The 19,295-nt window shown below is 64.5% G+C and carries 13 protein-coding genes; 4 read left to right on the top strand and 9 right to left on the bottom strand.

Translation table 11 applies throughout. The annotated features are described in order from the left end of the window. Positions 1-30: 30 nt before the first annotated feature. Complete coding sequence (locus N8H22_RS05665) at positions 31-1,806, bottom strand: PQQ-dependent methanol/ethanol family dehydrogenase (protein ID WP_264589638.1); 1,776 nt, start codon at positions 1,804-1,806, stop codon at positions 31-33. Between the two features lie 278 nt (positions 1,807-2,084). On the opposite strand from N8H22_RS05665, the gene N8H22_RS05660 reads away from it, so the two are divergent. Then, entirely contained in the window at positions 2,085-3,323 is a 1,239-nt protein-coding gene (locus N8H22_RS05660; RefSeq protein ID WP_264589637.1) for a substrate-binding protein, read from the top strand. 61 nt (positions 3,324-3,384) lie between these two features. On the opposite strand, the gene N8H22_RS05655 is transcribed toward N8H22_RS05660, so the two are convergent. The 6 genes from N8H22_RS05655 to N8H22_RS05630 form a co-directional block, all read right to left on the bottom strand. Continuing rightward, positions 3,385-4,563 carry an NAD(P)-dependent oxidoreductase gene (locus tag N8H22_RS05655; RefSeq protein ID WP_264589838.1) on the bottom strand — a complete coding sequence of 393 codons (1,179 nt, stop codon included), beginning with the start codon at positions 4,561-4,563 and terminating at the stop codon, positions 3,385-3,387. Positions 4,564-4,871: 308 nt separating this feature from the next. Further along, the gene (gene tpx / locus N8H22_RS05650) at positions 4,872-5,372 is read right to left on the bottom strand and encodes a thiol peroxidase (protein WP_264589636.1); all 501 of its coding nucleotides are present in this window, start codon (positions 5,370-5,372) and stop codon (positions 4,872-4,874) included. Positions 5,373-5,455: 83 nt separating this feature from the next. Next, positions 5,456-6,799: a sodium:alanine symporter family protein gene (locus N8H22_RS05645; protein WP_264589635.1), complete on the bottom strand. Its 1,344-nt coding sequence runs from the start codon at positions 6,797-6,799 to the stop codon at positions 5,456-5,458. 380 nt (positions 6,800-7,179) lie between these two features. Further along, the gene (locus N8H22_RS05640) at positions 7,180-10,848 is read right to left on the bottom strand and encodes a translocation/assembly module TamB domain-containing protein (RefSeq protein WP_264589634.1); all 3,669 of its coding nucleotides are present in this window, start codon (positions 10,846-10,848) and stop codon (positions 7,180-7,182) included. Further along, entirely contained in the window at positions 10,845-12,572 is a 1,728-nt protein-coding gene (locus tag N8H22_RS05635; RefSeq protein WP_264589633.1) for an autotransporter assembly complex family protein, read from the bottom strand. Before N8H22_RS05635 ends, N8H22_RS05640 begins: the two co-directional genes overlap by 4 nt. A 146-nt stretch (positions 12,573-12,718) precedes the next feature. Beyond that, positions 12,719-13,357 (bottom strand): GNAT family N-acetyltransferase, encoded by a 639-nt coding sequence (locus N8H22_RS05630; protein ID WP_264589632.1) that lies wholly within the window; start codon positions 13,355-13,357, stop codon positions 12,719-12,721. Positions 13,358-13,515: 158 nt separating this feature from the next. On the opposite strand from N8H22_RS05630, the gene xthA reads away from it, so the two are divergent. Then, the gene (gene xthA / locus N8H22_RS05625) at positions 13,516-14,328 is read left to right on the top strand and encodes an exodeoxyribonuclease III (protein ID WP_264589631.1); all 813 of its coding nucleotides are present in this window, start codon (positions 13,516-13,518) and stop codon (positions 14,326-14,328) included. 113 nt (positions 14,329-14,441) lie between these two features. Next, entirely contained in the window at positions 14,442-15,818 is a 1,377-nt protein-coding gene (locus tag N8H22_RS05620; RefSeq protein ID WP_264589630.1) for a phosphate ABC transporter substrate-binding/OmpA family protein, read from the top strand. A gap of 86 nt (positions 15,819-15,904) precedes the next feature. Here the strand turns inward: N8H22_RS05620 and N8H22_RS05615 are convergent, their stop codons facing one another. Then, positions 15,905-17,131 carry an acyl-CoA dehydrogenase gene (locus tag N8H22_RS05615; protein WP_264589629.1) on the bottom strand — a complete coding sequence of 409 codons (1,227 nt, stop codon included), beginning with the start codon at positions 17,129-17,131 and terminating at the stop codon, positions 15,905-15,907. 146 nt (positions 17,132-17,277) lie between these two features. On the opposite strand from N8H22_RS05615, the gene N8H22_RS05610 reads away from it, so the two are divergent. Further along, complete coding sequence (locus N8H22_RS05610; RefSeq protein ID WP_264589628.1) at positions 17,278-18,192, top strand: LysR family transcriptional regulator; 915 nt, start codon at positions 17,278-17,280, stop codon at positions 18,190-18,192. 27 nt (positions 18,193-18,219) lie between these two features. Here N8H22_RS05610 and N8H22_RS05605 read toward each other — a convergent pair whose 3' ends face one another. Continuing rightward, the gene (locus N8H22_RS05605; protein WP_264589627.1) at positions 18,220-19,239 is read right to left on the bottom strand and encodes a LacI family DNA-binding transcriptional regulator; all 1,020 of its coding nucleotides are present in this window, start codon (positions 19,237-19,239) and stop codon (positions 18,220-18,222) included. Positions 19,240-19,295: the final 56 nt, after the last annotated feature.

The following is a 19,295-nucleotide window of genomic DNA, read 5'->3' as shown; positions in this document are numbered from 1 at the left end:
CCGGCCTTTGTGCTTACCGCAGTTGATCGGTCAACGCTTGGCGACCAGATCCTTCGGCAGCTTGAAGGTCCAAAGCGTGCCGCCCTGGTTGAATTCCTTCACGCGTTTGGCAACCTCCCCTCCCCACAGTGGTACCGCACCACCCCAGCCTGACAGCACCGAGACGTACTGCTCGCCGTCCATTTCCCAGGTGATCGGCGAGCCGATCACGCCGGAGCCGGTGTTGAACTCATAGACCTTGTTGCCGGTCTTGGCGTCGAAGGCCATCAGATAGCCTTCGGGGTTGCCGGTGAATACCAGGTTGCCCTTGGTCGCCAGCACGCCGCCCCACAGCGGCGCGTAGTTCTCGTAGCGCCAGACTTCCTTGCCGGTCTTCGGATCGATGGCGCGCAGTACGCCGATGTAATCCTCGTTCAGCGGCTTGATGGTGAAGCCGGCACCCAGGTAGGCAGCGCCCTTCTTGTAGGCCACGCCCTCATTCCAGATATCCATGCCCCACTCATTGGACGGCACGTAGAACAGCCCGGTGTCCTGGCTGTAGGCCATTGGCATCCAGTTCTTGCCACCCAGGAACGACGGAGCGACGAATACCGACTTGCCCTTGTCAGCGCTGCCCGGTGCGCCAGGACGGTTGGCGTCGTCGTAGAGCGGACGGCCGTTCTTGTCCAGGCCCTTGGCCCAGGTGATCTTGTCGACGAAGGGGAAGCCGCGGATGAACTTGCCGTTGGTGCGGTCCAGTACGTAGAAGAAGCCGTTGCGGTCGGCGGTGCCGGCAGCCTTGATGGTCTTGCCGCCGTCCTGGTAGTCGAAGGAAATCAGCTCGTTGACGCCGTCGTAGTCCCAGCCGTCATGCGGGGTGGACTGGAAGTGCCACTTGATCGAGCCGTCTTCCGGATCGAGCGCCAGGCGCGAGGAGGAGTACAGGTTATCGCCCGGGCGCAGGTGCGAGTTCCACGGCGACGGGTTGCCGGTGCCGAACAGCAGCGAGTCGGTGTCCGGGTCGTAGTAGCCACCCAGCCAGGTCGCCGCACCGCCGGTCTTCCACAGGTCGCCCGGCCAGGTCTTGCCGGCTTCGCCGCCGGAAATGCCACTCTCGACCTTCTTGCCGTCTTTCCAGACGTAGCCCATGTGGCCTTCGACGGTCGGACGCGTCCACAGCAGGTCACCGTTTTTCGGATTGTAGGCTTCCACCTTGCCCACCACGCCGAATTCACCACCGGATACGCCGGTGATCAGCTTGCCTTTGACGATCAGCGGCGCGGCGGTCAGCGAGTAGCCAGCCTTGTAGTCCGCCACGGTCTTCTTCCACACCACCTTGCCGGTGTCCTTGTTCAGCGCGACCAGCTTGGCGTCGAGGGTGCCGAAGATCACCAGATCGTCGTACAGCGCGACGCCGCGGTTGATCACGTCACAGCACGGCATGATGCCGTCGGGCAGGCGTGCGTCATACTGCCAGAGCTCCTTGCCGGTGCGGGCATCCACCGCATAGACGCGGGAGTAGGAGCCGGTGATGTACATCACGCCGTCCTTGATCAGCGGCTGGGATTCCTGACCGCGCTGCTTCTCGCCGCCCAGGGAGAAGGCCCAGACCGGACGCAGTTGGGTGACGTTTTCGGTATTCAGCGTGCTCAGGGTGCTGTAACGCTGGCCCTGCAAACCCAGGCCGTTGGTGACGACCTGATGAGTGGATTTGGCGTCGTCGAGGATTTCCTTGTCGGTGACGGCCCAGGCCGACAGGCTGGACATCGCCACCGCGGCGCATAGCGCCGTCAGGGCGAAGGGCTTGCGAAGACCGGTGTGCTTCATTGCGGCTACCTCTGCGGGTTCATTGTTATGCCGGGAAATTTTCCCGGTCTGCCGCAGATTCTTGGTTCACCCTGCCGTCGCAACAATTGCCCGCAGTGCCGATTTTGCTCCTCCCTTGGTAGCAATACCCGGCCGCAGCCCGCGCCAGTCTTGGCTTCAACGCCTTCAACGGCAGCGGGCAGGTACCGAAGTTGCAACGGTTCGGCCTGAAAAGACTATTTCGGTGGCGGTGGCGCGCTCTTAAAACGGACGGCTCTCCGCTCACAAGGATACGAGCCATGTTCCGTCATGCCCTGGTCACCCTGTTGTTGCTCATTGCCCTACCCGCCCTGCAGGCCGCCGAACCGATCAACATTGGTCTGAACTACCCGAGCACCGGCAACTACAAGTCCGAAGGCCTGGAACTGCGTCGCGGCGCCCTGCTCGCCGTCGACCAGCTCAACCGGCAAGGCGGCGTGCTCGGCCGGCCGCTGCAGCTGATCAGTCTCAACTCCGCCGCACGAGCGGAAAAAGCCCAGGCCAACGTCGGCCGATTCGCCAGCCAGGGGGTGAAGATGATCTTCGGCGGCGCCAACAGCGAGGAAGCCCTCGCCGCCGGCCAGCGGGCACGCGAACTCGACCTGCTGTACTTCCCCACCCTGGCGTACGCCAACGAAATCACCGGCCGCGACGGCCATCGTTACCTGTTCCGCGAATCCAACAGTGCCTGGATGAGCGCGAAGGTGCTGGGCGAGTACCTCAGCTGGCACATGCCCAATCGTCGTTATCACTACATCAGCCTCGACGATGCCTGGGGTAGCAGCATGGAACAGGCCCTGCGCGAAGCGACCAAAAGCCGCGACCGTGCACGCCACGGCTACGCGAAGATCGCCGCACATGGCGCGCGCCGCAGCGACTACCTGGCGGCGCTACGGAAAGCCGCCGCGAGCGACGCGGACATGCTGGTGATCGTCCTGCTGGGACAAGATCTGGTGCAGACCATGCGCCTGGCACATAGCCTGGAGCTGGGCAAACGCATGCAGATCATTGTGCCGAACCTGACCCAGAGCATCGTCGAGCAGGCCGGACCGCTGGTGATGGAGCATGTGATCGGCACCGAGGCGTGGAACTGGCAGGTGCCCAAGCTAGAGAAGAGCGCCGAGGGGCAAGCCTTCGTCGACGGCTACATTCAGCAGCATCAGGCCTATCCGGGCAGCACCGCAGCGTCGGCCTACGGCATCGTGCGTCAGTGGGCAGCGGCCGTGCAGCGCGCCGGCACGTTCGATAGCGAGCCGGTGATCACCGCGCTCGAGAATCATCGCTATCAGTTGCTCAAGGGTGAACAGTACTGGCGCGCGTTCGACCATCAGAACGTCCAGAGCATCTATGCCGTACGGGTGAAGAATCGCAGCGAAATCATGCAGGATCGCTTCAAGCAGGACTACTTCACCATCATCCACCGCATGGCCGGGGAGGAAGCCGCCCCCGATCTCGACGACTGGCAGCAGGAACGCGGTGACGAACTCACCTTGCAGTGACTCTGCGGCTGTGGATGCAAAAAGGCCGCTGCAAGCAGCGGCCTTTCTCAGACGGAGCGATTCAGCCGCCGAGTGCGACCATGCCCATGGGCGGCATGGCCGATGCACCCCAGCCTCGGCTAGGGCTGCTGACCGGCGCCCTGCGCTGCTCCAGCACGATGTCCAGCGCACGGCTTGGCAGGATGTCGATGTCATCGAAAGTAATGATCTGCCCCGGCTCGACTGCGCGGCGCAGCGCAGTCTTGCGCAACAGTCCGATGGGCACATGATTGGGGTGCTGATCGAGCTTGATCGCCTCGCCACGGAACTGGAAGCCACCGATACCGCGCTCGATCAGCTCGCCCGGTTTCATCGCACGCTTGGCGATTGCCGCAACACCCAAGGTCGGATTGGTCGAGTTGTTCAACAGCACACCGCCACCGGCAAGGACTCGGCGCACGGTCTTGCCCACTTCCAGCGAGCAGAGGTGAAACGGCCGCACCAGCGTGTAGTAAGGACCGCGGCCGAGCTTGAAGTACTCGATCGCCGGCGCCTGCTCCGCATCATGTCGACAGACCAGGAACACACCACCCGCCGGATAGCCGGAAGGAACCACGTAATCGACGATCGGCTGGTCCAGACGCTCGGCCATCATGCCGAGCACGCTGGCACTGTCGTCCAGATTGGTCGATGCGAGTCCCTCGAGTCCCTGGCGGGTAATAGTGGCGCCCAGGCCATTGCCCACGATCACCTGCTCGATCTGCACCTTGGTGCCGTCAGTGAACGAGGTCGTCTGGTCGATGCTGATGCCCTGACGCTTGGCCCAGTACGCCATGTCCTCCGGTGAAGGATCGTGGTTCAGATAGCCCTTCATGTTGCCGTAGACCAGTGGCTGAAAGCCCATCTGCAGCGCGTCCTCACGCAGCGCGGCGAGCGAGCCTGGCTGGTCGCCTTCCGCCTCGGTAAGAAAGCCCTTGCCCGCCAGGTACGAACCTGTGGTCACCTGCAATTCCGCGTTCACCGTCACCACCGGCAGCCCAGCCTGGAACGCGCGTTCGATCACCTCGGTGCCATGAAACACATCACCACTGCATTCGACGATCAGATCGCAATTGTCGATGAGCTCGTCGAGCGAGTTGGTGAGCGCGTCCGGCAGGGGAAAATCGGTCAACGTGGCCAGCGGACGCCGGGTGAGTACGCGGGAAATTTCCATATCCTGATAGTGCTGCTTGATCAACCGCACGAAGCCGTGGGCAATCATCCCGGTACCTGAGACACCGATTTTTTTTACATGTGAGGTGGACATAAAGTGAATCCATTCTTGGGCATCAGCTCTATGACCGCGGTAGGGAAAAAAGATTTTATCGGGGTGGCGAATTAATCGCTTTTTGCCATCTACGCGGGCCTGTAGCCGTCCATCCTGGGATGAGAGCGACTGGGTGAACGCTAGCCGTTAGCGCAGCGGTGGGCTAATTGAGCGCGACAGGCGGCAGCTGTGAGAACGATGGATTTATGCCGCCAGAAACAGAACGGAAGCTGCAATTGCTGCAGCCTCCGTGATGAGGACGGTCAGGCCAGCACGGCCAGCGCCGCTTCGTAGTTTGGCTCGCTGCCGATCTCGCTGACCAGTTCGCTGTGCAGCACGCGGTCCTGCTCGTCCAGCACGACGACCGCGCGGGCCGCGACGCCAGCCAGCGGACCGCTGGCGATGGCTACGCCGTAGTCGACGAGAAACTCGGCACCACGCATGGTCGACAGATTCACCACGTTCTCCAGGCCCTCAGCGCCACAGAAACGCTTCTGGGCGAAAGGCAGGTCTGCCGAGATACACAGCACCACGGTGTTGTTCAGCGCATTGGCCTGGGCATTGAACTTGCGCACCGAAGTGGCGCAGGTCGGAGTGTCGATGCTCGGAAAGATATTCAGCACTTTGCGCTTGCCGGCGAAGCTGCTCAGTTCGATATCGGCGAGGTCGGCACCGACCAGGCGGAACGGTTTCGCCTGCTGTCCAGTCTGCGGAAAGTCGCCAACGACCTGGATGGGAGTACCGCGCAGGGTTACTTCAGTCATTTTTGTGTCCTCTACAAATGCATGCATGGCCAAGAAAAAGGGCGCGCGGATTGCCCCACGCGGCCTGCAGGGTGAGCGCAGGCTCAGGCCCGCGCGAAGTATTCCTTGGTCAGCTTGACCACAACCGGGCTGAGCAGCAAGAGCGAGATCAGGTTGGGAATGGCCATCAATCCATTCAGCGTATCGGCCAGCAGCCAGGCGAAGTCCAGCTGGGCGATGGCACCGAACGGTACGGCGATCACCCAGATCACGCGAAACGGCAGGATGGCCTTGGTGCCGACCAGAAACTCCCAGCACTTCTCGCCGAAGTAGCTCCAGCCCAGGATGGTGGTGAAGGCGAACACCACCAGGGCGATGGTCAGGATGATGCCGCCGATGCCGGGCATGGCCGCCTCGAATGCCGCCGCGGACAGCGCGGAACCGCTTTCGCCGCTGGTCCAGACGCCTGTGCAGATGATCGCCAGACCGGTCATCGAGCAGACGATGATGGTGTCGATGAACGTCCCGAGCATGCCGATCATGCCGGAGCGCACCGAACTGGTGGTGGTTCCTGCTGCCTGGGCGATACCCGCCGTGCCGAGGCCTGCCTCGTTGGAGAAGATGCCACGAGCAACGCCGAAACGAATTGCCGCCATCACCGCGGCGCCGGCGAAGCCGCCGGTTGCGGCAATCGGCGTAAAGGCGTGGGTAAAGATCAGTTCGAACGCCGCCGGGATTGCCTCGGCATTGACGACCAGCACCACGATGGCCGCGATGACGTAGGCCAGGCACATGAACGGCACCAGCGACGCCGCGACCACGCCGATGCGACGAATGCCGCCAAGGATCACCAGGCCGACGATCACCATGGTGGCGACGCCGGTCACCCAAAGCGGTACCGCGAAGGTCGTTTCCAGCGCATGCGCCATGCTGTTGACCTGCACCATGTTGCCAATGCCGAAGCCGGCGAAGCCGCCGAAAATGGCGAATGCCGTACCGAGCCAGACCCACTTCTTGCCAAGACCGTTCTTGATGGCATACATCGGCCCACCGACATGCTCGCCACGGTCATCCTTCTCGCGGTAGTGCACCGCCAGCACCACTTCACAGTACTTGGTCGCCATGCCAACGAGCGCGGTGCACCACATCCAGAACAGCGCCCCCGGCCCACCGAGGAAGATCGCCGTGGCCACACCCGCGATGTTGCCGGTACCGACCGTCGCGGCCAGAGACGTCATCAGTGCCTGAAAGGGACTGATCTCCCCGGTGGCGTCGTCGCCCTTGGTGCGACCGCCCCACATCAGGGCAAACCCGGTACCGATGCGACTCAGCGGCATGAACTTGAGCATCACCATCAGGATCAGCCCGGTTCCGAGGATGAGAACCAGCATGGGTGGCCCCCACACGAGGCCGTTAATGCTATTGACTAGGTTTTGCAGGAATTCCATTCGAGACACCTTATTTTTCTTTGAGCGAGGGATCCTCGCGCGATTTGGACCACCTTCCCTGAGCCGTTGAAAAAACAAGGGGGATGTTTTTTCAACGGCCCGACACTGATGGATCCGTTGAACCCTCCCAGGTTCCGGGACGGCAAGCACAGGCACTGCAAGACTCGTGCTAGACGTCTGCCCGACTCTCGCGCGGGGTGCAGACGCCGGATGCTAACACCGGGCTTCGTCGTTGGGCGCCGACGAATTAGGCCAGTTTCCAGAAAAATTCGGAAGTCCGATTCGGACCGAACGGTCAGGAACTTCCGACCTATCGTGCCGAGCGCACGAACGACAGCGTAGACCAGTGCCGGCACAGTTCCACGCCGCCGGCGCGGCGGTCAGAAATCGCGTCGGTAGAACAGATCGAGGGAGCTGGCCAGCCCGCTGGCAGCCTCCAAGAAAAGTCGCCGAGTCAGCTGGTAGCGCAGCGCGATGGTGTTGGACGACTCGAACACCCCTACCCCGTAACGCAGGGTCAGACGCTCGGAAAGCCGGCCGCTGGCGACGACACTGGTGGCAGCGCCGCTGCCCTCGGTATCCAGCTGGAACTCCTCGATGCCCAAGCGCTGCGCGAGCCCGCCCGTAATCGATGCGCTACCGGCCAGCCCCAGTCCCAGTGCAGCCTGAGCCAGCAGGTTGCTGTCACCACTGTCGGCGCCCAACGGGCGTCCCAGCACCAGATAGGACAATGCCTGTTCCTGGCTCATCGCCGGTTCAGCAAATACATCGACGCGTGGCTGTTCGGCGCTGCCGCTTATGCGCAAACCGGCGATGACGTCGTGCGCCTCGACGCGGCGGATCGCCTCGATATCGAGATAGGGCTGCGTCAGTACGCCGGTGAATAGCAGTCGCGCGCGGCGAATGCTCAGACGCTGGCCATACGCGCGATAGCGGCCGTTGTTCAGGTTCAGCTCGCCGCGCGCGTTCAGGTTGTCGCCGATGTGCAGGTAGCCGGCCAGATCTGCGGTCAGGCCGAAGCCTGCGAATCGCAGGCGTTCCTGGCCGACCTCCACATCGATGTCCATCTTCACCGCCAGTGGTGCATTTGCCGGTTCGCCCTCGGCACCGACGATCACCGCATCCTCGGATACCTTGACCGTCGCCGGTGGCAGTTCCCGCACGGTGATCGCGCCGCGGGGCACCAGTACCCGTCCACTGATCGCCAATTGCTCATCAGCCAGGGTGATGCTCAGATCCGGATCAACCTCAAGATCGGCATAGGGCTCGACCACCACCGGCAGGCGTTCGCCCTTCAGGCGCAGGTCGAGGCCCGGCGCGGCGTGCCAGTCCAGCGTGCCGCTCAAGGCACCACGCCCCTGCTCGCCACTGCGCCAGTCGCCGTCGATCCGCAGCTGCTGGCCGTCGATCAGCAGGCGCGCCTGCAATTGCTCCAGCGTCACGGGCAGTTCGCTGCCGGCAAGCTCGCCGCCACTCAGGCGCAACTCCCCCTGCAACTCGGGTTCATGCAGGCTGCCTGCCAGCCGTCCGCTGCCGTTCAGCTCACCCTGCAGGCGTTCGACCATTGGCGCGAACGGTCGCGCGACCGCCAGATCGAGGCCACGCAGGCGGAACTCACCCTCCAGCGGTTTGATCGCACGGCGCGGATCGATGCGCGTGCTGACGTCCACTTCACCCAGCTCGCCGCCATCGAAGCGCAGCTGACTGTCGATGCGCTCCGGCCGCAGGCGACTGTCGAGCGTCAGCGTGCGATAGGGAAAATCGTGCCAGGCCTCACCGTCGCGCAGGCGCAGCACGCCGGCGCCGGCGTCGATGCGCAGCTCGCCGTTCGGCCCGGCCTCCGGCAGGTCCAGGCGCAGATCGGCGTTCAGCTCGCCCTGCCAGGCAAAATCCTCGGGGAAGAAGCCGGCGAGGCTGTCCAGCGGGAAATCGCGCAGCCGGTATCGCAACTGCGGTTCCGGCAGCAGCCTCTGCTCCTCGGCGCAGAGCGATGCCGGGGCGTCGCGCCAGCAGTGCGCGCCCAGCTCCACGCGGCCATCGGCACGACGGCGGATCGCCGCGGGACTCTGCAAGGCCCAGCGCTGTTCGTGCGCCTGGAGCGTCGCGCGCAGCAGGTGGCCTTGCCAGTCGGCATCCTGCAGGCTGCCGTCGAGCGCGGCGGCGAAGTCCAGCGTCGGCCCGTCGAGCTGCAGCCCGGCCTGATGACGCGCGCGCGTGCCGCTGGCATCGAGCTGCAGGTTGCCCATGTCGTTGTCGCCCAGCTGCAGCGCATCGGCGACCAGCCGCAGCGTCGCGCGTTCGCCTTGGCCGAGCGCGGCATCGAGGCGCAGGCGCTCCACCCGGTTGGCCTGATAAGCCAACGTCTGGCCGTTCAGACGAGCCGAACCCTGCGGCGCGGCCGCGGTGCCGGCCAGTTGCACCAGACCGTCGAGCTGCCCCCGGAGCCCAGGCCAGAGCTGCGCCAGACGCGGCAATTGCACACGCAGTTCGCCGTCCAGCGTCTCGCTCCAATGCCCGGAGCCATGAATACGATTGGCTCCGACGCGCAGGTCGAGGCGCGGGACGTCCCAGTTAGTGCCCAGCCCGGCCGCCGAGAGCTGCAGCTGACTCGGCTGGCCGCGCAGCTGGCCGGCGAGGTCCAGTTCGGCTTCGGCCTGCAGCGTTTCGTCGCGCAGTGCGCCTCGGCTCCTGAGCGTACCGCCGAGCTGGCCGGGCAGCTGCGCCAGCCAGTACGCCGGGTCCAGCTCGCTCAGTTGCAGGTTGGCCTTCCAGTCGACGCCATCGGCGAAACCAACGCTCAGGCTGCCGGTGGCGGCACCCTGCCCGGCGCGCAGTTGCAGCTGCGGCAGGTGCACCACCTCAAGGTTGCCGCTGAGCGGGCTGTCCAGGCTGAAATCGCCGGCCGGACCGCTCAGCGCCGACTCGAAGTGACCGAGGTAGGCGCCATCGTCGTACTGCAGCTGAGCGTCCAGCTCGCGCAGGCTTACCGGCGGCGGTTCTGCCAGCGGGTAGAGTCGCTGCCAGGGAAAGTTACGCCAGGCCAGGTTCGCCTCCCCGGCCAGCGCCTGCTGCCAGTCGAGCTGGCCGTGCAGACGCACGTACTGCCCGTCGCCGGCGTCCAGCTCGAGCACCTCGAGTGTCGCGCCACTGGCCTTGAGCAGACCGTCCAGCGCCAGTCGCACCACCCCGCCCTCGCCCGGCAATTCGGCGTTACCGAGCAGCCGATAGCCGTCCTGCAGGTCGCCGCTGGCGGTCAGTTCGACGGCGTCCAGGCGCAGGCTGTCGGGCAGCTCCGGCGTGGCGCGAAAGCCCTCGGCCTGCAAGCGCAGGGTCGCCGGCAGGTGCTCAGCCAGCGGTTGCAGGTAGCCGCTGAGCGTGCCGTCCAGATAGCCGCGGCTGTCGACGGTGAGTGCCAGGCGGTCGCGCAACTCGCCATCGAGGCGCAGCGCCAGCGTCCACGGCCGCCCTTCGATCAGGCCAAGCTGCGCCTCGCCGACCAGCGCCAATGGCCAGGCACCGCTCGGTTGCAGGCGTCCTCTGAGCTGCAGCTCGCCATCGGCGCGGCGCAGGTGCAGCGCCTGGATATCCAACCCCTCGCCTCGCCAGTCGGCGCGCAGCTGCAGGCCCTGCACTTGCTCGACGTCGTTCAGCCGAACACGGCCGAGCTCAATGCGCTCCACGCGCAGCGCCAGCGGCAAGCGGATGTCCGGCAGGCTGAACGGCGCGCTGTCGGTGGCTTCGGCGCCCGGCGGGAAATGCAGTTGCACGTCTTCGGCAACCAGTTCGTCGATGCACAGCGTCAGCCGCAACAGGCAGCCCGGCGACCAGGCGAAGCGCGGCGCCAGCAGCTCGACGCGTTGCTCACCCTGCTGCCAGAGTAAGCGCTCGGCCTGCCAGCGCCCCGCGAGATGGCCGGCAAACCCCTCGACCTGCAGCCCGGGCACGCGCTGGAGCAGCCAGCGGCTACCGGCGGTGGTGCCGAGCACCCCGCCCAGCGCGACGCCGAGCAGGAGCAGCAGCGTAAGCAGCGACCAGCCGAGACGCTTCACAGCTCCGGCCCCATGGAGAAGTGCAGGCGCACGCCGCTATCGCCGTCGAGTGGATGGGCCAGGTCGACGCGGATTGGTCCGACCGGCGACACCCAGCGCAGACCCACGCCGACGCTGCTCTTGAGCGTCGGAAAGTCCAGCGAGTTGAAGGCGTTGCCCTGATCGACGAAGGTCGCCACGCGCCAGCGCTCGGCAATTGAATACTGGTATTCGGCGCTCGCGGCGAACTGGTAGCGGCCGCCGATGCGGTCGCCGTCGGAGTTGGTCGGCGACAGGCTCTGGTAGTCGTAACCGCGCACGCTCTGGTCACCACCGGCAAAGTAGCGCAGCGATGGCGGTACGCCGAAGTACTCGTCAGTCCAGTTGCCGCCCAGCTGCACGCGGCCGAGGAAACGATGGCGCTTGCCAAGCGTGGTCAGGCCGCGCAGCTGGGCGTTGGCGTGCACCAGATTGGCATCCGACAGCACGCCGTCCTTGGCCGCCGCCAGCTCGAACTGCAGGCGATAACCTTCGCTGGGGTCGATGCGGCTGTCGCTGCGCAGGTAGCTGTAGGCCACGCCGGGCATTAGCAGGGTACTCAATCCCGAATCGTCGCCGAGGCGGTACTCCTCGTGCTGCCATTTCAGCGAGAGCACCCGCTGCCAGCCGCTGGGCAGCTCGCTGTGCCATTCCGGCCCGAGCTTGAGCAGGCGGCTCAGGCTGTCGGTATCGGCAAGCTCTTCGTACTGGTAGCCGGCGACGTAGCGCAGTTTGTCGGTCAGTGGCGGGTCCAGCGGCACGTCGTAGTACAGGCCGACGTTCTGCCGCGGCGCCGACAGCTCGGTTTCCGCACCATAGCTGTGGCCCTGCGGGTTGACCCAGTGGCGCGTCCAGTTCAGCCGAACCCGCGGACCGACGTCGGTGGAAAAGCCAAGACCAATGCCGACTGTACGCGGCTCGCGGGTGGTCAGCTGGACGGCGACAGGAATGCTTTGCGCCTCGGCACTGGCAGGGTTGGCATCGACGCGCACCCCCTCGAAATAGCCGCTCGACTGCAGGGCCTGATTCAGCTCGGCGATCAATTCCGAGTCGTAGGGCGTGCCGCTCTGGAACGGCACCATACGTGCGAGCAGCTCTTCGTCGAACGGCGCATCGCCCGCGAAGCTCACCTGCCCCAGGCGATAGCGCGGGCCGCTGTCGAATACCAGTTCGATATCAGCGTGCCCCTGCTGCGGATCGATTGCCAGACGCTGGTGGGTGAAGCGGCCATCGAAGTAGCCGTAACGCGAAGCCTGGTTGAGAAACTGCTGTTTGGCCTCTTCATAGCGACCGTGGTTGAGCACATCGCCGCTGCGCAACTGGCGCTGTGGCACCTGGAACCCGGCAAAGCTGGCCGCAGGTCCCTCGACGCGCACGTTGACCGTGCGCAGCCGCACCGGATCGCCCGGCTGAATATGCAGGATCAGCCGTGGCGCGTCGCCGCCACGAACTTCGCTGTCAATCTGGCCGCGATAGTAGCCGAGTGCTTGCAGCGCCTTTTCCGCCTGGCGATGAGCGATGCGGCTGTAGCGCAACAGCTCGCGCTCGTCGCGATCGCCCAGCGCGCCGATGTAGTTCTCGACGTTCTGGCGCAGCTCGCGATTGTCCGGCTCCACTCGCACATCGAGCTCGGCAGCCCGGGCAGCGGCGCACGCGAGGCAAAGTAGAACGGCGCAGGCGACGCCCCGGCGGATGGAAGTAGACATAGCGAGGAATGCTAGCACGCGGCGGCACAGGCTCTCGCACGGCAGACACCTGGCAGACACGGAAGATAAAGGGACAGCTGGCATGACCGGGAATCGTTGCGGCTTCGCCAGTTGTGACTGGCGAAGCGCAGCAGAATTCGGCGCGTTCAGGGGCCGACGGCGGCGACCTGCTCCGGTGCCGGGTGGAAGAACACGTGCTCGATCACCGGGCCGATCGCGACTTGGCCGATTTCCTGATAGCCCTGGCGTTCATAGAAGTTGAGATAGCGCGCGTTGCCGGTGTCGATCACCAACCCGGCAGAGCTCGGGTCGGCGGCGCACCAGTTGTGCAGCGCCTCGAGCAGCTGCTCGCCGTAACGCTGGCCCTGGAACTGCGGATGTACGCCCAGCAGCGGCAACACGTGAAAGGCACCTGGCGGCAAGCAACTCAGAACCGTCGCGTGGTACTCGAGATAACGCCGGGTGCAACGGAAACCCGCAGTCAGCAGCATGCGCAGACGCCAGGCCCAGCTCTCCGTGATATCCAGCCGACGCTGCGGTGGCGCGATCAGCGCCACACCGATCAGCCGATCCTGAATGAACAGACCCAGTGCCGGCTGATCCTGCAGGAAGTGCTGATTGACCAGCTCGCGTACCGTGGCGCGCACACGCTGGTCGTAGCCGGGTCGGTCAGCGTCGAACAGATAGGCAAACGTGGGATCGTGGCGGTAAGCGTGGTAGAGCAAGGAACGGGCTTCGCGGGCATATCCGCTGTCGAGCATCCGTATCTCCGAGGTGTCCGGCATAGTCGGCTTCTCTTGTTATGCATTTGTGTTGCACGTTAGCACCACCTCCCGGCCACTGCCGAATTTCCGGCAACCGTACCGTCAGTGCAGTTTGGAGGCTCGCCTGTTGCGCAAGACAACGCCTAAACTCTGCGTTTTTTTTGCCGGAACAGCTTTCCATGAAAATCGTCTCCTTCAACATCAATGGCCTTCGCGCGCGACCGCATCAGCTGGCAGCACTGATCGACAAGCATCAGCCGGACGTCATCGGTCTGCAGGAAACCAAGGTCGCCGACGAGCAGTTTCCCCAGGCGGACATCGAGGCACTCGGATACCACGTGCATTTTCACGGCCAGAAAGGTCACTACGGCGTTGCCCTGCTCTCCCGCCAGGCGCCGCTGGAGATTCATAAGGGCTTTCCCGACGATGGCGAGGACTCGCAGAAACGTTTCATCTGGGGCCGCTTCGCCGACGCCAACGGTCAACCGGTCACCGTGATGAATGGCTATTTCCCGCAAGGCGAAAGCCGTGAGCACCCAGTCAAGTTCCCCGCCAAGAGCAAGTTCTACGCCGACCTGCTGGCCATGCTGGAGCAACGCTTCACGCCGGGCGAAGCGCTGGCGCTGATGGGCGACTTCAACATCTCGCCCGAGGATTGCGATATCGGCATCGGCGAAGTGAACGCCAAGCGCTGGCTACGCACCGGCAAGTGCAGCTTTCTGCCGGAAGAGCGCGAATGGCTGGGCCGTCTGAAGGCGTGGGGCCTGCAGGACAGCTTCCGCACCCTCAACCCCACCGTCGCCGACCGCTTCAGCTGGTTCGACTACCGCAGCCGTGGCTTCGAGGACGACCCGCGACGGGGACTGCGCATCGATTACGTCCTCACCACCGCGCCGCTGCACGCACGAGTCCGCGCTGCCGGCGTGGATTACGACATCCGTGCGATGGACAAGCCTTCCGACCATTGCCCGGTGTGGATCGACTGCGCCTGACATCACAACGGTTGCTGATCAGCTCACAACCCTCATTGCAGAGCGGTTGCTGTCATATTTCAGTCATCTGTTCGTCTTAATCTCGCAGCCTCGCCAAAATGGAGGCTGCGACAATGACGTCATCTCGTTCCGACCGCGATATCTGGAGCCGCACCCTGCTGCTCCTGGTGCTCGGATTAGTCTGTTACGGCCTGCCAGGGGCGGTGATTGCCGCCCTGCCGCTGCCTTTGGGGGAGCAGCCGGTTCTACGCATCCAGGGCTCCAACACGGTCGGGGCCAAGCTCGCGCCGATGTTGATCTCCGGTTTCTTCGAGTCGCAGGGCCTGCGCGAGATAAGTGTGCAACCCGGCTCGGTCGAGAACGAACAACGTGTAAACGCCCGTAATGCCGCCGGACGCTCGCTGTATGCCCACGTCGCCGCCCACGGCACCGGCACCGGTTTCGTGGGCCTGAAGGCCGGGACTACAGATCTGGCGGCGGCATCGAGGCCGATCAAGAGCAGCGAACATGCGGAGCTTTCCGCACTCGGCGATCTGCGCCAGCCGCAGGCCGAACAGGTCATCGCCATCGACGGACTGGCAATCATCGTGCATCCGGACAATCCGCTGAATGCCTTGAATACCACCCAGGTGGCGCGTCTGTTTGCCGGGGAAATCAGTAACTGGAAGGAATTGGGCGGGCTCGACCTCACCGTACAGTTGCACGCCCGCGATGATCGTTCCGGCACCTATGACACCTTCAAGGAACTGGTGCTGGCGGCACAAGGCAAATCGCTGGCCGCGCAGGCGCAGCGCTACGAGTCCAATGACCAGCTATCACGGGCGATCACCACCAACCGCGGCGCCATCGGCTTCGTCGGCCTGGCTTCGGTGGGCAAGGCCAAGGCCCTGGCCATCGCCGATGGCGAGTCGCAACCCATGCCGCCAAACACCGCGCTGATCGCCACCGAGGATTACCCGCTGTCGCGGCGCCTGTTCATGTATGCGAAGCCGGAAGGACAGTCGCCCTGGACCCAGGCCTACATCGAGTTCATCCATAGTCCTGCCGGACAGCGCATCGTCGATGCATCCGGCTACGTCGGTCAGCATGTCGAGGCGATCAGGCAAGCGCCGCAGGCGGGCATGCCGGGCTTCTACCGGCAGCTGAGCGAGCAGGCGCAACGACTGACGGTGAACTTCCGCTTCGATGAAGGCAGCGCCCAGCTGGACAACAAGGCCCAGCGCGATATCGGCCGGGTGATCGACTACCTGCGCGAGCACGGCAAACTCACCGATAGCGTTGCCCTCGTCGGTTTCGGTGACGCCAAGAACGACTCGGCCCGCGCCGCGCTGCTGTCGAAGCTACGCGCAATGGCAGTCCGTCGCGAGCTGGCCAAGCATGGAGCGTATGTCAGAGAAATCAACGGGATGGGTGCAGAACTTCCTGTTGCTTCTAACGAGGGCGATGGCGGGCGTGTGAAGAATCGCCGGGTCGAAATCTGGATCTACTGAGCGCCGGCGGCGATCTCAGGCGCCAGTTACTCGATGGGGCTGCGGGCAGGTCCACGACCTGCCCGTCGCTACTTGTCGCCGCCGGCTCAATGCCCGCGCAGCGCCTCGCGCGGAACGTACTTGCCAAGCTCGTGCTTGCCGATCGAAGCACGATGGACTTCGTCCGGGCCATCGGCCAGGCGCAGCGTGCGCTGCATGGCGTACCAGTGCGCCAACGGGAAATCGTCGGAGACGCCCGCGCCGCCGTGCAGTTGAATGGCGCGATCGATCACCTTGAGCGCCACGTTGGGTGCGACCACCTTGATCTGCGCGATCTCGCTGGCGGCGACCTTGTTGCCAACGGTATCCATCATGTGCGCTGCATTGAGCGTCAGCAGCCGCGCCATATTGATCTCGATGCGCGAATCGGCGATGTGGTCGAGATTACCGCCCAGCCGTGCCAGCGGCTTGCCAAAGGCGGTGCGCGCCACCGAACGTTCGCACATCAGCTTCAGGGCCCGCTCGGCAACGCCGATCGAGCGCATGCAGTGGTGAATACGGCCCGGGCCGAGACGACCCTGGGCGATCTCGAAACCGCGACCTTCGCCGAGCAGGACATTCTCGTAAGGTACGCGCACGTTCTCCAGCAGCACTTCGGCGTGGCCGTGTGGGGCATCGTCGTAACCGAACACCGGCAAATGGCGCAGCACGGTGACACCCGGCGCATCCATCGGTACCAGGATCATCGAGTGCTGCGCGTGGCGCGGCGCCTCCGGGTTGGTCAGGCCCATGAAGATCATGATCTTGCAGCGCGGGTCGTTGGCGCCGGAGGTCCACCACTTGCGCCCGTTGATGACCCATTCATCACCCTCGCGCACCGCGCGGGCCTGCATGTTGGTCGCATCGGAAGATGCGACGCCCGGCTCGGTCATGCCGAAGCAGGAGCGGATCTCGCCGGCAAGCAACGGTTCGAGCCACTGGCGCTTGTGTGCGTCGCTGCCATAGCGCACCAGCACTTCCATGTTGCCGGTATCCGGCGCCGAGCAGTTGAAGGCCTCAGGGCCGAGACCCGAGCTGCCCATGATCTCGGCGAGCGGTGCATATTCGAGGTTGGTCAGACCGAAGCCCAGCTCGGAGTCCGGCAGAAACAGGTTCCACAGCCCCTCTGCCCTGGCCTTGGCCTTGAGCTCCTCGACGATGGCGGTCGGTTGCCAGCGATCGCCTTCGGCGACCTGCTGGTAGAACACTTTTTCGGCGGGGTAAACGTGAGCGTCCATGAACGCCTGCACGCGCTCTCTCAGCTCTTGAACCTTCGGGGAGTAGGCGAAATCCATGGGCGACAACCTTCTGGCAGGTAATGTTTTGTAGTTTTGGATGCTAGATGAGGCCCGGAGATTTATCTAAGCTATTTTCCTCGTGTATAAACATTCATCACCGATATATGATCGGCGAATTCCGATACACGCCGGAGAGCACAACAATGAACCTGAACAAGGTCGACCTGAATCTTTTCATCGTCTTCGATGCCATCTACACCGAGGCCAATCTGACCCGCGCCGGGCAGATCGTCGGCATCACCCAGCCCGCCGTTTCCAACGCCCTCGCCCGCCTTCGCGAAACCTTCAACGACCCACTGTTCGTGCGCACCGCCCAGGGCATGGTGCCGACGCCGATGGCGCAGAACATCATCGGCCCGGTACGTAATGCGCTGCAGCTGTTGCGGGTGTCGGTGCAGGAAAGTCGGACCTTCAGCCCGGCCCAGGCGAACAAGACCTTCCGCATCAGCATGACCGACCTGACCGAGGCGGTGATGCTACCGCCGCTGTTCCAGCGCCTGCGCCGCCTGGCACCGAACGTGAAGATCGAGAGCATGCTGGCCAAGCGCCGCGAAACCACCAAGGAACTGGCCGCCGGCCGCCTGGACTTCGCCATGGACGCGCCGCTCAACACCGACCCGCAGGTACGTCACGTCAAGCTGCTGGAAGATCGTTACATCTGCGCCATGCGCCGCGGCCACCCGCTGGCCAAGGACAAGCTGACCCTGGAGCAGTACCTGTCGCTGTCGCACATCCATATTTCCAGCCGCCGCAGCGGCCTCGGCCTGGTGGATCTGGCGCTGGGCAAGATGGGCCTCCAGCGCAAGATCGCCCTGCGCTCACAGCACTATCTGATGGCGACCCAGGTGATTGAGCAGACCGACATGGCGGTGACCGTTCCCGAGCGTTTCGCGCGCCGGCACAACCTGCATCAGGTCGACCTGCCGGTGGACATCACGCCGCTGGAAACCCACATCTACTGGCACGAAAGCACCGATCAGGATCCGGCCAACCGCTGGATGCGCGAGCAGATGATCGAGATCGCCCAGCAGGTCACCGCGCAGCAGGAGCAGCTCTGACGCACCGGCGGGCGTCGAACGCCCGCCTCAGGCGCTGTCGCGCATCACCACTTCGAAGCCCACGTCGATACAGCGCTCGGCAGGCTGCTGGCCGCGCATCAGGCTCAGCAGCATCTGCGCCGCCAGCTCGCCGATTTCGCCACGCGGAGTGCGCACGGTGCTCAGCGCCGGATGCATCCAGGCTGCGGCCGGCAGGTCGTTGAAACCGGCGATCGCCAGCCGCCCCGGCACATCCAGTCCCAACTGGCGGGCGTGAAACAGCGCGCCGAGAGCCAGGTCGTCGTTGTTGAAGAACACCGCGTCGATCTGCGGATGCTGCGCCAGCAGCCGATCCAGCAACTCGGCACCAAGGCCGATGGACGACAGCTGCGGCGTCAGCAGTTCCAGGGTCGGCTCATGGCGCCCGGCCTCGCGCATCGCCTGGCGATAGCCTTCGGCCCGCTGCAGGGTCCGCGGGTCCAGCTGCGCCGCGGCGAAGGCGACGTGACGGTAGCCGCGCTCGAGCAGAGTACGGGTCATGGCCACGCCGGCTTCCAGCTGCGAGAAGCCTACGCAGTAGTCGTCCGGCCGCTCGCTCAGCTCCATCAGGGTGACCATCGGAGCCGTGTAGTTGGCCAGCACCGCACGGGCAGCTTCGCTGCGCTCGAACCCGGTGATCAGCAACCCGGCCGGTTGGTGCGCCAGATAGGCGCGTAGCAAACGCTCGTCCTCTTCGGGCCGATAGTGGCTGACGCCGATCATCATTTCGTAGCCCGCGGGCATCAGCACGCGCTGGATGGCCTCGACGGTGTCGACGAACACCGCGTTGGACAACGAAGGAATGATCACCGCCACGAGATTGGAACGCGAACTGGCCAGACTGCGCGCCGCCGGGTGCGGCACGTAGCCAAGCGCCTTGACCGCCTGCTCGACACGCTCGCGCAGAGCGTCGGATACCAGCTCCGGTTGCGACAGCGCGCGGGACGCCGACATCAGCGAGCAGCCAGCGCTGCGTGCGACATCGGACAGGGTGACCCGCTCGGCGGAGCGGCGACGGCGTGTGGTCATGCGTGATCCATTGGTTGAATGCGGCGAATTCTAGCAGCGGGCAGGCGCAGGTCACG

Origin of the sequence: Stutzerimonas sp. S1, from assembly GCF_025966695.1 — a bacterium.
GTDB lineage: Bacteria > Pseudomonadota > Gammaproteobacteria > Pseudomonadales > Pseudomonadaceae > Stutzerimonas.
This window is presented reverse-complemented; position numbering and strand designations above follow the sequence as displayed.